This window comes from Sphingomonas faeni (assembly GCF_023195535.1).
Lineage (GTDB): Bacteria > Pseudomonadota > Alphaproteobacteria > Sphingomonadales > Sphingomonadaceae > Sphingomonas > Sphingomonas faeni_B.
Window position 1 is genome coordinate 157,563 of sequence record NZ_JALPNF010000008.1, and the last position, 14,246, is coordinate 171,808.

Here is a 14,246-nt window from a genome sequence, read left to right on the forward strand (position 1 = left end):
GATCAGCTCGCGTTGCCGAAGTTCACCGTCGGTGCGGTCTCGGCACCCGGCGTGGTCGCCGCAAACGGTACCATCGGCTTGGCGCCGTAGAAGATCTTCGCGCCGACCGCGTCGGGGAAGGTGCGGATCTTGGTGTTATACTCCTGTACCGCGCCGTTGTAATCGCGCCGCGCGATCGTGATGCGGTTCTCGGTGCCCTCGAGCTGGCTCATCAGCGTGGTGTAGTTGCCCTGGCTCTTCAGCTCGGGATACGCCTCCTGCAAACGCTGGAGCGACAGCCCGACCGCGCCCTGGACGCGCTGATACTGCTCCATCTTTGCCGGATCGGACAGATCGGCGGCCGAAACCTGGACCGAATTCGCAGCCGAGCGCGCCTGCGTCACCTGGACGAGGATATCCTTCTCCTGCGCGCCGGCCGCCTTCACCGTCGCGACGAGGTTGGGGATCAGGTCGGCGCGGCGCTGATAGTTGTTCTGGACGTCGGCCCAGCGCGCCTTGGCGTTTTCCTCGGCGGTCGGCACGCTGTTGATCCCGCACCCGGCCAGTGCCGATGCGAGCAGGATCGCGGCGGTACCGCGGACGATTGGGGCACGTGACATCGGGGCTCTCCTGAATACCTGTGTCACCCTCATAGGACAGTCGGCAGGGTTGGCGAAACCGAAATCGGTGGCTAGCCTGAGCGTCGAACAACAGGGAGGGCGCGGATGCTCAAGGAATTTAAGGCCTTCATCATGCGCGGCAACGTGCTCGATCTCGCCATCGCGGTGATCATCGGCGCGGCATTCGGCAAGATCGTTACCTCGCTGACCGACGACGTGCTGATGCCGATAATCGGCAAGGTCTTCGGCGGGCTCGATTTCTCGAGCTATTTCTGGCGGATGGGCGCGGTGCCCGCGGGCTATGTCGGCTCGCTGACCGATTACGCGGCGCTGAAGAAGGCCGGCGTGCCGCTGCTCGGCTATGGTGCGTTCGCGACGCAGCTCGTCAATTTCGTGATCGTCGCCGGCATCATCTTCATGATCCTGCGCGTGGTTAACCGGACGGCGGCGCTGATCGAGCGCGAGACAGCACGGTTGAAGCGCGAGGAAGAGGCCACGCCGGTCGCGCCTGCGCCAGAACCGGTCGAGATCGCGCTGCTGCGTGAGATCCGTGACGAGTTGAAGGCTAGGGGGTGACCTGCTTGTCCCTCTCCCCCGCGGGGAGAGGGAGGGAGGAGCCGTCAGGCGACGGAAGGGTGATGGGCTTGAGGCTCAGGTCGGGATCCCAACGCCCCTCATCCGACGCTGCCGCGCCACCTTCTCCCCGCAGGGGAGAAGGGTAGAATTACGCCGCTACCAGATCCTCGGCGTTGGCATCTGCCAGGCTCGTCCCATCCAGAATCCGCGCAGTCTCGTCGCGCACCCGCATCATCGCGTAGCGGATCGCGCAATCCGCCTCGCTCTTGCAGTCTAGGCACGGCCGGTACGCGGTCCGGCTCACGCACGGCACCAGCGCGAGCGGCCCCTCGATGATCCGGATAATCTCGCCCAGCGAAATTAAATGGCTCGGCCGCGACAGGCAATAGCCCCCCATCTTGCCGCGATGGCTGATCAACAGCCCGGACTCGCGCAGGTCGGCGAGGATCAGCTCGAGGAATTTCCGCGGCACATTCGCCTCGGCGGCGATCCGCGTCATCGGGATGGGAGGGCCACCGGCGGGGGCGCCGCCAAGGAAGATCATCGCGCGGAGCGCGTAGCGGGAGCGCTGCGTCAACATAATGCAGGTTGCTATGCACGCGCTTTGTGGCGAGCGGAAGGCGGTTTGGCACGCCGCATGCTAGGACTTTGGCGTTTCTCGATAAAAAAGCAGTCCGGACCGGGCTTTTCATCGCGTTGCGGCGCGCCTATATCGGGCATGCCGTCGGGGGAATCTTCCCTTGGCGGCTATGGCGATAAACCGTGGCGTGTCATAGACACAGCGGACCCGGGGGCAGTACCCGGCGACTCCACCACCGCCCTCTTCGCAAGAGGGGGACGATGACGGGGTCGAACTAGGATCGACGTGTGTTCAACGACGCTATGTTTCGCTCGGAATGGGACCACCGCAACGGCCCATACACAAGTGCCAACGATAACGAAGCACTCGCAATTGCCGCATAACTGACGGTCTAACGACCTAGGTTATACGGACGAAAGCGCGGTTCGGGCCACACCGGGCAACAGAAGTGGACACCGGCGGTACGGGGGGCACCGAGCAACAGAAGCTCCCCACTTTCAGGATCATGCAGCCTGGTTGACGCGGTCTCGATCATGCGGCCAGGCGCTCGACCAGTCGCAACACCGGCGGGCTGAAGCCGAGCGGCCCCACCAGACCGTTGGCACGACCACTACGCCGCCGCCCCAATCATAGGCCGGATGTATCCGCCCCCGCAGGCGCAGATCGTAGAGCATCCCCGCGATGACGAACACCGCCATCGATGCGAACAAAGCAAGCGGTGCGAACTTGCCCAGCAACGGCATCGGCAGGATCCGCCCCAGCGCCGGCGACATCACCAGGATCGTCCCGCACACCATCAACCGCTTGTGCCACGCCGCCTGCCGCCTCACCGCGATCGCCCATGCCGTGAGCACGCCGAAGCCGACCACGCCCAGCACGTCGAGCACGAGAAAGACTCCCGGTGGAAAGAACGGCGGCACCCGGTGCTGCTCGATCGCCATGGCCGTGGTCACGATGCCCAGCACGACCATCACGAGCGCAGGGCCCGCGCCAAGCATGCCCAATTGCCGATGGCGTCGAACCGAACCGCGCACGATCAGCCAGTTCTGGACGACGTAGAGCAGAATCCACGTCAAGAAGACCGCTACATGCAGATGAACTTGTGCCGGCAGTTCCAAGAAGTGCCACTGCATGCGCGCCGCGTTGAGCGTGAAACCGAATACTATCGTAGTAGCAATTACGATCGCCATGACCAGAAAGAACCATCGCTCGTTGACGAGTGCGGGACCGCCGCCCGATGGTGCCGAAGCTATCGTGGCCAACCTGCCGCCCCCGCGAGTCGATGTTCGGAAGCAGAACGATGCGCTTAATGGTGAGGCCCGGAAAGTCGTGTCGGAATACGGTCGCAGGACTAAGCGGGTGCGATGCTATTGGACTGTGCTGGGTCCGGCAGCTTGCCATTGAAGATGAACGCGATCACCGGGTATCTTGCGACCAGCAGTACATGCACCGCATAAGGCAACAGGGATCCGACGACCAGTGCTACGAGAAATTCTGCATAAGGGGTCCACGCCACGTGCAACAGGGCCAGTTTCGTCGCGATGATGATCGGAAAATGCAGGATATAGATCGTGAAGGACGCATCCGCGAGCCGGCGTATGAACGGCGGCACCGTTCGGATCGCGACCGCGGATCGCAGGATCAGGACCGAGGCGGCGGGCGGGCACAGCGACATGCCGACGAGCACGATCAGATCGCCGACAACCGCCCGTCCCACCGGATCGAGCATCGCGCCCACGCCACCGAACCAGCATACATATAGTCCGCCGACCGCAATCAGCATGATCATGGGGGTGCGGATCGACGCCGTCATGGTACGGTACAGTAGCGGTGACCGCGCGAGCAGAAAGCCGAGAAGGTAGAAAGGGGCATAGCCGAGCATCAGTTGGACCTGCGACAATGCCGCGGCGTACTCTTTGGGTGCATGCCCCCCCAACATCTGACGCGTGATCATCATGAGCGCGCAGCAGGCGAACGCGGACGATAGCAACAAGACGGTCTGTGCCGAACCGCCGCACCCACGGCCTTCCGCAAGTATGCGCTCGAGGATCCCGATCACGTCATGGCGCTGATCGAGCAGGTGAAACGCATAGCTCATCGGCGCATAGGCGAGCAGCGCAACCAGGAACCAGAGATGATACCAGTCGTGCGCCAGCGTGAACGGGCCATGCGTCCGATCGGCAAGATCCCCGATCATCCAGCCGATCAGCGGGCAGATCACCAGCAGGCCGAACAGCAACGGTACGCCGATCTGGATACTGCGCCGGCCGAGCCATGCCCGCGGCGATCGTCGGCGCAGCGCGTGGCCGCACAGCAATCCCGAGATCAGCATAAAGCTGCCCATTCGAAACGCATGGGATATCAAAGGGATCGCGGCAAAGACGGGTAGGTGTTCCAGCCCTATCGCGCTGTGCAGCACGACGCCACCAAGCATCAGGATCGCGCGCCACACCGACAGGCCTTCGATCCTGGTGCTGACGACGCCGGGGTTCATGCTGGATGACGCGCCGAACATGTCATGTCCGTGGTGTGCGTTGCGGACAGGGGGCCGGGTCGCCCCGCTTGAGGCCCGATTGCAACGCGGGCCGGATCGCCCGCGTCAGTCGCGCATAGCCGGCGGAATTGAGGTGAACGCCGTCGTCGACATAGAAAGGCCCCGGCCGGTGATCGACCAGGAAATAGGGAACGACGTCGACGAACGTCACCCCCGGCGTCCGTGCCGCGATCGTTCGGGCCGCAGTGTTGAACAGCGTCTGTTCGGGCAAATTGCCCCAGCGGGTCGGGGACGGCTTCAACGCCACGACGACGACCGGAACATCCCCCCAGCGTCGCATCCTGAACGCCAGGAACGCGCGCAGGTTGACGACGTCCTCGGCCGCGCTCGCGCCTTTCGCGATATCGTTCTCGCCGGCATAATAAACGATCGCGCGCGGCCGAGACCCGCGCGGCTCGTTGCGGAGCATCTGAAGCAACTCGGGCATTCTGGCGCCATTGACGCCCCGGTTAAGCGCATCCCACGGCATCATGTCCGGTTCCAGCGTCGTCCATTTGTGGATCGAAGAGCTGCCGATGAACCATATTGCGCAGCGATCGGCGCTCCCGTCGCCGGGAAGCCGGGCCGCGGCGTCGCGTGTTTCTGCACGCGATTGCATGACGAACAGCCATCCCCCGAACACGCTACCAAAGACGATCAACGCCAAGCAGAGCTTGCCGATTATAGCCCATATCGGCTGGTGGCGCCGATCGTCGACAAGGCCAGCCGTCAAAGTTTCAAGATTGCCTCGCGCCACTGCGCCTCACCCGTTGCCGTCCCGCCATCCTATCCGAGGGGCGTAAGCTAAAGGTTAAGGGGTCCTCATTGGCTGGGCTTGAAACACTGGCGGCCGGGGATCAGGATTGCTTACCGGCTCCGGTCGACTCATCGTCGAGTGCGAGCAAACGACTAAGTTGCGCGCCTGTATAGGGTTTGCGCACGAAGTTTGCGGTCGCCGGTAGCGATCGATCGGCGCCGTCTTCCGAACCCGACGTCACGAGAATCGCAATATCCGGCCGTCGTTGGTGAACCACGTTGGCCAAGCCGACCCCGTCCAACGAGCCTGGCATCCGGATATCGGTAAACAGCGCACCAATATCCGGACGCTGCTCGAGGCAGGCAAGCGCATCGGCCGCATTGCCTGCTTCCACCACCTCATACCCGGCATCTTCGAGTGCGAAGAGCGAGTGGACGCGAACCAGCGGATCATCATCGACGACCAGAACGACGGACTTGGAGGGAGCATTCATAGCGGTTCGAACAGACGACAGGGACGTCCGTTCCCGTAACAACCATGTTTGCCTCGCTAAATCTGGCAGGCCGAGCACCACATGAAAAAGGGGCCCGGTTTCCCGAGCCCCTCTTCATTTGCCGTTGGGCGGCAAAGCCTTAGTCGCGATCGCCCGTCAGGAACGCCGGCGCGAACTCGGGGGCCTTGTCGCCGTCCGAACGTGCAGCACGCTCGCCGCCGCCATTGCCGCCGCCGTCACGACGGGGGCCGCGGCCACCGCCGTTGCCGCCGGCATCGCGGCCACCGTCGCCATCGCGACGCGGGCCACGCGAGCCACGATCGCCGCCATCACGACCGCCGCCGCCTTCGCCGCGCGGGCCACGACCACCGCCGTTGCCGCCAGCATCACGACCACCATCGCCATCACGACGCGGACCGCGCGGACCACGATCGCCGCCTTCTCGGGGCTCACGTGCAGGACGCGTGTCCTCCAGCTCTTCGCCGGTCGTCTGGTCGACGACACGCATCGACAGGCGAACCTTGCCGCGCGGATCGATCTCGAGAACCTTGACCTTGACTTCCTGGCCTTCGGTCAGGGCGTCCGAGACCTTCTCGACGCGCTCGTTCTTGATTTCGGACACGTGGACGAGACCGTCCTTGCCACCCATGAAGTTCACGAACGCCCCGAAATCGACCAGGTTGACGACCTTGCCGTCATAGACCTTGCCGACTTCGGCTTCCTCGACGAGGCCCTTGATCCACTTGATCGCGGCTTCGATCTGCGCGGGGTCGGACGACGACACCTTGATCACGCCCTCGTCGTCGATGTCGACCTTGGCGCCGGTCTGCGCGACGATCTCGCGGATCACCTTGCCGCCGGTGCCGATGACTTCACGGATCTTCGACTTGTCGATCTGGAAGCTCTCGATGCGCGGTGCGTGGGCCGAAAGCTCCTCACGGGTGTGGTCGAGCGCCTTGGCCATCTCGCCCAGGATGTGCGCGCGGCCTTCCTTGGCCTGCGCCAGTGCCTTGCCCATGATCTCCTCGGTGATGCCGGCGATCTTGATGTCCATCTGCATCGTGGTGATGCCCTCGGACGTGCCCGCAACCTTGAAGTCCATGTCGCCGAGATGATCCTCGTCGCCGAGGATATCGCTGAGAACCGCGAAGTTCTTGCCCTCGAGGATCAGGCCCATCGCGATGCCCGACACCGGACGCTTCAGCGGAACGCCCGCATCCATCATGCTCAGCGAACCACCGCAGACCGTCGCCATCGACGACGAACCGTTGCTCTCGGTGATGTCCGACAGAACGCGGATCGTGTACGGGAACTCTTCCTTGGTCGGCAGCACCGGGTGCAGCGCGCGCCATGCAAGCTTGCCGTGACCGACTTCGCGACGACCCGGCGCACCGAAGCGACCGACTTCACCGACCGAGTAGGGCGGGAAGTTGTAGTGCAGCATGAAGTTTTCGTACGAAAGCCCGTTCAGGCCGTCGATCATCTGCTCCGCATCGCGCGTGCCGAGCGTGGTGGTGCAGATCGACTGCGTCTCGCCGCGCGTGAACAAGGCCGAGCCGTGCGTACGCGGGAGGAAGTGGACCATCGCCTCGATCGGACGGATCTGCGTGGTGGTGCGGCCGTCGATGCGGGTGCCGTCCTTGAGGATGGCGCCGCGGACGATCTCCGCCTCCAGCTTCTTCATCAGCTTGCCGGCTGCCATCTGGTCTTGCGGCGACGCGTCGGCGAACGCCGTCTTGCCCTTCGCACGCGCTGCATTCAGCAGGTCGGACCGCTTGGACTTGTCGGTCACCTTGTAGGCGGCCGCGATGTCCTTGCCGATCAGCTTCTTCAGCTTGTCCTTGGCGGTCGAGAGATCAGCCTGTTCGGCCATTTCCCAAGGATCCTTGGCAGCCTGCTCGGCCAGATCGATGATCAAATTGGCGGCTTCGCGGCAGGCCTTGTGGGCGAACTGCACGGCGCCGAGCATGATCTCTTCCGAAAGCTCCTTGGCTTCCGATTCGACCATCATCACGGCCTGGCCGGTGGCGGCGACGACGAGGTCGAGATCGCCAGCCTTGGCTTCTTCCAGCGTCGGGTTGAGGATGTACGCGCCATCGACGTAACCGACGCGTGCTGCGCCGATCGGGCCCATGAACGGCACGCCCGAGATCGTCAGCGCTGCGGAGGCCGCGACCATCGCGAGGACGTCCGGCTCGTTCTCGCCGTCATACGACAGAACCTGGCAGATCACGTTGATCTCGTTGTAGAAACCCTCTGGGAAGAGGGGACGGATCGGGCGATCGATGAGACGGCTGGTCAGCGTCTCCTTTTCGGTCGCGCCGCGCTCACGCTTGAAGAAGCCGCCGGGGATGCGGCCGCTCGCGGAGAACTTCTCCTGATAATGGACGGTGAGCGGGAAGAAATCCTGCCCTTCCTTGACGGTCCGTGCAGCCGTCACGGCGCACAGAACGACGGTCTCGCCGAGGGTGGCGAGGACTGCGCCGTTGGCCTGGCGCGCAACGCGGCCGGTCTCGAGCGTCAGCGTCTTGCCGCCCCACTGGGCGCTTACGGTCTTGGTATCGAACATTCTTTTTCCTTCACTCCGGTCGCCAGATGCGAACGGGGCCTATGTGCGGGCTAAGCCGGCCCGCGGCGGTGTGGAGCGAGTTGTCGCTCCTAAAGGGATCGGCCGAATTGCCTCTCCCTAAATTCCACCCCGGCGAAGGCCGGGGCCCAATTGGGGTACGCTGCTTGTCGCGCGCGCCGCCAGTTTAAATTCTTTTTGCCATTATGCCAGAAGGGGCGACCTTTCGGCCGCCCCTCTGGTTACTTGGTTACTTGCGGAGACCGAGCTTCGCGATCAGATCCAGATAGCGCTGGCCGTCCTTGTGACGGAGATAATCCAGCAGCGTCCGGCGCTTGTTGACCATCATGAGAAGACCACGACGCGAGTGGTTGTCCTTCTTGTGGCCCTTGAAATGCTCGGTCAGGTTCTTGATGCGCTCGGTCAGGATCGCGACCTGGACTTCCGGCGAACCGGTGTCACCCTCGGCGCGCGAATGCTCCTTGACGAGCTCGGTCTTGCGTTCAGCGGTAATCGTCATGAATTCATGTCCTCGACATCACAGATTGAAACCGCGAACGACCCGGACGTCTCCGTCCTCGACCTCGACCAGCGCGACCGGGACAGCGTCCAGTTCGGCGAAGTATTGGCCATCGTCTGCGGCGATCCCGGCCAAGATACGCCCCTGTCGGAGCGCCCCTGCCTGGTCGGGGGTGAGGGAGAGAGCCGGGATGTCGTCCAGCGCCACCCTCAAGGGCAGAAGTACATCTTCAAGCGCGGAGGCCTTAGCGAGTTCGTCCAGTTTGTCCAGCGATATCGCGGAATTGAGGTCGAACGGACCGGCCTTGGTGCGGCGCAGCATCGTGACGTGGCCGACGGTGCCAAGGGCGAGTGCGATGTCGCGAGCGAGGCTGCGGATGTAGGTGCCCTTCGAGACATGCGCGGTGAGGGTGACCTCGTCGAGGGGGGAGTGGGGCAGGGTGGGCTGCAATTCCTCCCCGGCACGGGGAGGGGGACCGCCGTCCGCTTGGACGGTGGTGGAGGGGGGGGCGCCACCGGCGGAACGCTCGCGGGGGCCCCCCTCCACCAGCTGCGCTGGTCCCCCTCCCCGTGCCGGGGATGATCTCAAGCTGTGGATCGTCACATCCCGGCTAGCCAGCACCACCTCATGCCCAGCCCGAGCCAGATCATAAGCCCGCTCCCCATCCACCTTCAGCGCGGAATACGCCGGCGGCACCTGAGAAATCGGCCCACTGAACTGCGCAAGCACAGCTTCCACCGCCGCCAAAGTCGGCCGCACCTCAGAGGTCGCAATGCTCACGCCCTCCGCATCTAGCGTATCCGTCTGAACCCCGAACATAACCGTAAAATCATAGATCTTGTCGCTATCGAGCATCCGCCCGGCAAGCTTGGTCGCCTCCCCAACGGCGATCGGCAGAACCCCGGTAGCAAGCGGATCGAGCGTCCCCCCATGCCCCACCTTGAACTTCCCATACCCGCCGCTGCGCAAGGCGCGCTTCACCGCCGACACCCCCTGCGTCGAGCCAAGCCCCAGCGGCTTGTCCAGAATGATCCAGCCGTGCATGTCTTAAATCCTAGAATATCGAACGCATGTGGCGGGGATCAATTCCGTCGCCAACCAATCCCGTCGCCGAACGACCCCGTTACCGACCGACCCCGTAGCCAGCCAACCCAAACCCGTCACCCCAGCGAAAGCTGGGGTATCCCACGGGTCAGATGCCGCCCGCCAAATGATGAGATCCCAGCTTCCGCTGGGATGACGGTGGGGGGGGAGCGAAGCGGTGGCATTTTCGACGGGAAACGCTACCCCAAAGCCTCGCAAAAATGCCGCCGACACAGCGCGACATACCGATCATTCCCGCCAATCTCCGTCTGCTGCCCCTCGGCAATCGCGCGGCCACTCCCATCAACCCGCAGGTTCATCGTAGCCTTGCGCCCACACCCGCAAACCGACTTGATCTCCACCAACGAGTCCGCCAGCGCCAGCAACCGCGCCGACCCCGGAAACAGCGCCCCCTGGAAATCAGTCCGCAAGCCATACGCCAGCACAGGTATCCCGACCACATCACAGATTTGCGCAAGCTGATTGACCTGCGCGGACGTCAGAAACTGCGCCTCGTCCACCAGCACGCACGAAATCGCATCCTCCCCGTGCTGCCGAACCACGCAAGCCCCGATATCCGTCTCCGCATCGAACGCGATCGCCGGCGCCTCCAGCCCGATCCGCGACGTGATCGTCCCCGCCGCGAACCGATCGTCGATCGCCGCCGTGAACAACATCGTCCGCATCCCCCGCTCACGGTAATTGAAGTCCGCCTGCAACAGGTTCGTCGACTTCCCCGCGTTCATCGACGCGTAGTAGAAATACAGCTTGGCCATTGGGGGCAAAGAGCGGGAAGGCGGACGGATGTCCAGTGGCGTCGCAGTCTTGGGCCGGGAATTCCGCAACGAGCAAGCTGCTCCCGTGCGACCGCCGCTCATCACCCGTCCCGTGGGACCGCGCCCACCACCCGTTCGTCCTGAGTAGCTGCTGAGCTTGTCGAAGCGGCGTATCGAAGGATGGGTTGGCGCGGGGAATCTGTGCTTCGATACGAGCCCTCGATACGCTTCTTCGAAGCTACTCGGTCTCTACTCAGCACGAACGGAAGAGGGGCGGGCAACGAGCGCGGTGCGGAGCGAGGAGTACTGGATGGGGCGATCGAGCAATCGCTCGACCAGACTAACTCCTGACTGGCTACAAGCGCGGCGCTAGCAGCCCGCCAAGATCAATCTTCCGCCAAATCCCGCGCGATGTGCGGATCACGCAACAATTGGTCGATGTGCGTGCCCTCGTCGAAGCTCTCGTCCGCGAGAAACTTCAGTTTCGCCGCGTACCGCATCTGCACCCGGTTCGCGACTTCGCGCTGGAGGTAGGCGGTGTTGGTCCGCAGCGCCTTCAGCACCTTCTCCTCGTCCTTGCCGAGCAGCGGCTTCACGAAGACGGTGGCGTGGCGGAGATCAGGGGACATGCGGACTTCGGTGATCGTCACGAGGTGCTTTTCGAGCACCGGATCGTGGACGTCGCCGCGTGCGAGGATGTCTGACAGCGCATGACGCGCCTGTTCGCCGACTCGCAAGCTGCGAACGGCCTTAGCTTCTGGGGTATCGGTCTTCATAATCTCTAACTCCCCTCCCGCCTGCGGGAGGGGCCGGGGGTGGGCTCCCGGCCTCGGCGTCTTGCACCGTGGATGGCGGGTGCCCACCCCCCGACCCCCTCCCGCATGCGGGAGGGGGAGTTGTCAGATCAAAGCGTGCGTTCGCGCATCTCGACTTCGAACGTCTCGAGGACGTCACCGGCCTTGATGTCGACGAAGTTCGACGTGAACGTCACGCCGCACTCCAGCCCCGCACGGACCTCGGCGACATCATCCTTGAAACGACGCAGCGACGCGATTTCGCCCTGGTAGATGATGACGTCGTTGCGCGTGATGCGTGCCTTGAGCGCCTTGCGGATATTGCCCTCGGTGACGAGCAGACCCGCCGCCTTGCCGTGCTTGCCCGCCGAGAAGACCTCGCGGATATCGGCACGACCGACGACCGTCTCGAACGCTTCCGGCCCAAGCTCGCCAGCCATCCCCGCCCGGATCTCGTCGATCAGGTCGTAGATGACGTCGTAGTACTTGAACGCGACCTTCTGACGTTCGGCGATCTCGCGCGCCTTGGCGTTCGGGCGGACGTTGAAGCCGATGATCGGTGCACCCGAAGCGGCCGCCAACGTGACGTCCGACTCGGTAATGCCACCGACGCCCGAACTCAGCACGCGCGCCTTGATCAGATCGGTGGAGATCTTGTTGATCGCCCCGACGATCGCCTCGACGGTGCCCTGCGTATCCGCCTTCACGACCAGCGGATATTCGATCGCCTGCTTTTCCTTCAGCGCCGAGAACATGCTCTCGAGGCTGGCAGGAACCGAGGCGGTCCGCTTGTCGGTCTTCACGCTGCGACGATATTCCGCGACTTCGCGGGCGCGTGCCTCGTTCTCGACCACCTGGAACGGATCGCCCGCCGACGGAACACCCGACAGACCGAGGACCTCGACCGGCATCGCCGGACCCGCTTCCTTGATCTGCTTGCCCTTGTCGTCGACCAGCGCGCGGACCTTGCCGCTCTCGCCACCGACCACGAAGATGTCGCCGACCTTCAAAGTCCCACGGTTCACGAGGATCGTCGCGACCGGGCCGCGGCCCTTGTCGAGCTTGGCCTCGATCACCGTACCCTCGGCCGCGCGATCCGGATTGGCGCGCAGTTCGAGCAGTTCGGCCTGGAGCTGGATCTTCTCGATCAACGCGTCGAGACCGATCTTCTTGGTCGCGGAGACTTCGACGTCCTGGACGTCGCCGCCCATGTCCTCGACCACGATCTCCTCGCTCAGCAGGCGCTCGCGCACCTTCTGGGCATTGGCGCCTTCCTTGTCGATCTTGTTGATCGCGACGATCATCGGCACGCCCGCCGCCTTGGTGTGGGCGATCGCCTCCACCGTCTGCGGCATCAGGCCGTCGTCCGCCGCCACCACCAGGATGACGATATCGGTGACGTCCGCGCCACGCGCACGCATCTGCGTGAACGCCTCATGGCCCGGCGTGTCGAGGAAGGTGATCTTCGACTTGTCCTTCAGCGTGACCTGGTAGGCGCCGATATGCTGGGTGATGCCACCCGCTTCGCCGCGCACCACGTCGGTGCCGCGCAGGGCATCGAGCAGCGACGTCTTGCCGTGATCGACGTGACCCATGATCGTGACGACCGGGGCACGTGGGCGCAGCGTCTCCTCGGCGTCGTCGATCGTGTCGTTGGCCAGATCCTGGTCGACATCGCTAACGCGCGTCAGGTTGTGGCCGAACTCGGTGACGAGCAACTCGGCGGTATCCTGGTCGATAGTCTGCGTCATCGTGACGGGCATGCCCATCTTGAACAGCGCCTTGACCAGGTCTGCACCCTTCTCGGCCATACGGTTGGCGAGTTCCTGCACGGTGATCGCCTCGGGGACGACCACGTCGCGGATCTGCTTGGCCTGCGCCTCGCGCGGACCACCGGTACCACGACGCTCCTTCTCACGCGCACGCTTGAGCGCGGCGAGCGAGCGAGCACGCGCACCATCACCATCGCCGAGCGCGCGGTTGACGGTAAGCTTGCCCGAGGTGCGACGATCGTCGCCCTTGCGGTCACGCTGCTGCGGACGCGCCGGGACGGGATCGCGACGGACGCCACCAGCGGGTGCATTCGCACCGGTCGCACCAGGGCGAGCGGCGGTCGTGCCGGCGTTGCCGGTCGTTGCCGGCGCTGCGGCAGCGGGTGCTGCGACAGGCTTTGGCGGCGGCGGAGGACGCTCTGGACGTGCGACCGGCGAGAACCGGCGCGGTGCCGGGAAGGCCGGATCGCGAGTCAGTTCGATGATGGGCGGCGGTGCCGGCGGTGCGACAGGGGCCGGCGCAGGCTTGGGAGCCGGTGCAGGCGCCGCCGCGACCGGCGCGGGCGCAGGCTTTGGTGCTGCAACCGGCGCCGGGGCAGGCGCCACAGCAACGGGAGCTTCGACCGGAGCCGGAGCCGGCGCAGGCGCTGGCGCCGCGACCGGAGCGGGAGCCGCTTCGACCACAGGAGCGGGTGCGGGCGCAGGTGCCGGCGCAACCTCGACCGGCTTCGGCGCCTTGGCTTCAGCCTCGGCACGCGCACGCTCGGCGACGCGGTTACGCTCGTCCTCGATCACCTTGGCGCGTTCGGCTTCCTGGCGACGACGCCCTTCTTCCAGCGTGTTCATGCGCTGCTCTTCGGCCTCGCGGAGCAGCTTGGCCTGGCGCTCCTGCGGCGACAGATTGCTCTGCTGCTGACGCACGGGGGCGGGCGCAGGCTGCGGGGCGCGCGCCTGCGGTGCCGGAGCGGCGGGCGCCGCCGCCCGGGCGGGGGTGGGGGGGGCGGGCGCTGGTGGCCCGCACCGGGTGCGTGGCCGCAGCCGCTGCCCCCCCCCGGGCGGGGGGGGGGGCCCCGCCGCGGGCGGGGGGGGGGGCCCTCCACGAAGGGGGACGCCTGTGGGAGGGACTCCACGAAGGGGGACGCCTGTGGAAGCCCCCCTCCACCATCCTTCGGATGGTCCCCCTCCCCGTGCCGGGGA

At 64.8% G+C, this 14,246-nt stretch carries 13 protein-coding genes and 1 other RNA gene; 2 read left to right on the top strand and 12 right to left on the bottom strand.

From position 1 onward, the window contains the following. Window positions 1-2 precede the first annotated feature (2 nt). A complete protein-coding gene (locus SPHN_RS14920) occupies window positions 3-599 on the bottom strand; it encodes a LemA family protein (protein WP_248524502.1) in 597 nt (198 codons plus the stop codon). A 105-nt stretch (window positions 600-704) separates the two neighbouring features. Here SPHN_RS14920 and mscL point away from each other — a divergent pair, with 105 nt between their 5' ends. Then, window positions 705-1,175, top strand: a complete 471-nt coding sequence (gene mscL / locus SPHN_RS14925; protein ID WP_248524503.1) for a large conductance mechanosensitive channel protein MscL — start codon at window positions 705-707, stop codon at window positions 1,173-1,175. Window positions 1,176-1,323: 148 nt separating this feature from the next. Here the strand turns inward: mscL and SPHN_RS14930 are convergent, their stop codons facing one another. Next, complete coding sequence (locus SPHN_RS14930; protein WP_132735874.1) at window positions 1,324-1,755, bottom strand: RrF2 family transcriptional regulator; 432 nt, start codon at window positions 1,753-1,755, stop codon at window positions 1,324-1,326. Between the two features lie 101 nt (window positions 1,756-1,856). Here SPHN_RS14930 and ssrA point away from each other — a divergent pair. Then, window positions 1,857-2,212: a transfer-messenger RNA gene (gene ssrA, locus SPHN_RS14935) on the top strand. A 46-nt stretch (window positions 2,213-2,258) separates the two neighbouring features. Here ssrA and SPHN_RS14940 read toward each other — a convergent pair. The 10 genes from SPHN_RS14940 to infB form a co-directional block, all read right to left on the bottom strand. Beyond that, complete coding sequence (locus tag SPHN_RS14940) at window positions 2,259-3,017, bottom strand: hypothetical protein (RefSeq protein ID WP_248524504.1); 759 nt, start codon at window positions 3,015-3,017, stop codon at window positions 2,259-2,261. A gap of 89 nt (window positions 3,018-3,106) precedes the next feature. Then, the gene (locus tag SPHN_RS14945; RefSeq protein ID WP_248524505.1) at window positions 3,107-4,270 is read right to left on the bottom strand and encodes an acyltransferase family protein; all 1,164 of its coding nucleotides are present in this window, start codon (window positions 4,268-4,270) and stop codon (window positions 3,107-3,109) included. A gap of 1 nt (window position 4,271) precedes the next feature. After that, window positions 4,272-4,907 carry a GDSL-type esterase/lipase family protein gene (locus tag SPHN_RS14950; RefSeq protein ID WP_248524506.1) on the bottom strand — a complete coding sequence of 212 codons (636 nt, stop codon included), beginning with the start codon at window positions 4,905-4,907 and terminating at the stop codon, window positions 4,272-4,274. A gap of 238 nt (window positions 4,908-5,145) precedes the next feature. Next, window positions 5,146-5,538, bottom strand: a complete 393-nt coding sequence (locus SPHN_RS14955) for a response regulator (protein WP_248524507.1) — start codon at window positions 5,536-5,538, stop codon at window positions 5,146-5,148. 139 nt (window positions 5,539-5,677) lie between these two features. Continuing rightward, window positions 5,678-8,107, bottom strand: coding sequence for a polyribonucleotide nucleotidyltransferase (gene pnp, locus SPHN_RS14960; RefSeq protein WP_248524508.1), 2,430 nt, complete (start codon window positions 8,105-8,107; stop codon window positions 5,678-5,680). Between the two features lie 247 nt (window positions 8,108-8,354). Beyond that, the gene (rpsO, locus tag SPHN_RS14965; protein ID WP_055881152.1) at window positions 8,355-8,624 is read right to left on the bottom strand and encodes a 30S ribosomal protein S15; all 270 of its coding nucleotides are present in this window, start codon (window positions 8,622-8,624) and stop codon (window positions 8,355-8,357) included. Between the two features lie 18 nt (window positions 8,625-8,642). Continuing rightward, the gene (gene truB, locus SPHN_RS14970) at window positions 8,643-9,668 is read right to left on the bottom strand and encodes a tRNA pseudouridine(55) synthase TruB (RefSeq protein ID WP_248524509.1); all 1,026 of its coding nucleotides are present in this window, start codon (window positions 9,666-9,668) and stop codon (window positions 8,643-8,645) included. A gap of 239 nt (window positions 9,669-9,907) precedes the next feature. After that, on the bottom strand, window positions 9,908-10,483 hold the full coding sequence (locus SPHN_RS14975; protein ID WP_248524510.1) for a thymidine kinase: 576 nt from the start codon (window positions 10,481-10,483) through the stop codon (window positions 9,908-9,910). A gap of 386 nt (window positions 10,484-10,869) precedes the next feature. Beyond that, window positions 10,870-11,259 carry a 30S ribosome-binding factor RbfA gene (gene rbfA, locus SPHN_RS14980; RefSeq protein WP_282580597.1) on the bottom strand — a complete coding sequence of 130 codons (390 nt, stop codon included), beginning with the start codon at window positions 11,257-11,259 and terminating at the stop codon, window positions 10,870-10,872. Window positions 11,260-11,387: 128 nt separating this feature from the next. After that, complete coding sequence (infB, locus tag SPHN_RS14985; RefSeq protein WP_432715104.1) at window positions 11,388-14,087, bottom strand: translation initiation factor IF-2; 2,700 nt, start codon at window positions 14,085-14,087, stop codon at window positions 11,388-11,390. Window positions 14,088-14,246 lie beyond the last annotated feature (159 nt).

Excerpts from the sequence above, each read along its gene's own strand:
- rpsO (WP_055881152.1), bottom strand. The coding sequence starts at position 8,624 with ATGACGATTACCGCTGAACGCAAGACCGAGCTCGTCAAGGAGCATTCG.
- mscL (WP_248524503.1), top strand. The coding sequence starts at position 705 with ATGCTCAAGGAATTTAAGGCCTTCATCATGCGCGGCAACGTGCTCGAT.
- SPHN_RS14945 (WP_248524505.1), bottom strand. The coding sequence starts at position 4,270 with ATGTTCGGCGCGTCATCCAGCATGAACCCCGGCGTCGTCAGCACCAGG.
- SPHN_RS14955 (WP_248524507.1), bottom strand. The coding sequence starts at position 5,538 with ATGAATGCTCCCTCCAAGTCCGTCGTTCTGGTCGTCGATGATGATCCG.
- SPHN_RS14930 (WP_132735874.1), bottom strand. The coding sequence starts at position 1,755 with ATGTTGACGCAGCGCTCCCGCTACGCGCTCCGCGCGATGATCTTCCTT.
- SPHN_RS14950 (WP_248524506.1), bottom strand. The coding sequence starts at position 4,907 with ATGCAATCGCGTGCAGAAACACGCGACGCCGCGGCCCGGCTTCCCGGC.
- SPHN_RS14920 (WP_248524502.1), bottom strand. The coding sequence starts at position 599 with ATGTCACGTGCCCCAATCGTCCGCGGTACCGCCGCGATCCTGCTCGCA.
- rbfA (WP_282580597.1), bottom strand. The coding sequence starts at position 11,259 with ATGAAGACCGATACCCCAGAAGCTAAGGCCGTTCGCAGCTTGCGAGTC.
- SPHN_RS14975 (WP_248524510.1), bottom strand. The coding sequence starts at position 10,483 with ATGGCCAAGCTGTATTTCTACTACGCGTCGATGAACGCGGGGAAGTCG.
- truB (WP_248524509.1), bottom strand. The coding sequence starts at position 9,668 with ATGCACGGCTGGATCATTCTGGACAAGCCGCTGGGGCTTGGCTCGACG.
- pnp (WP_248524508.1), bottom strand. The coding sequence starts at position 8,107 with ATGTTCGATACCAAGACCGTAAGCGCCCAGTGGGGCGGCAAGACGCTG.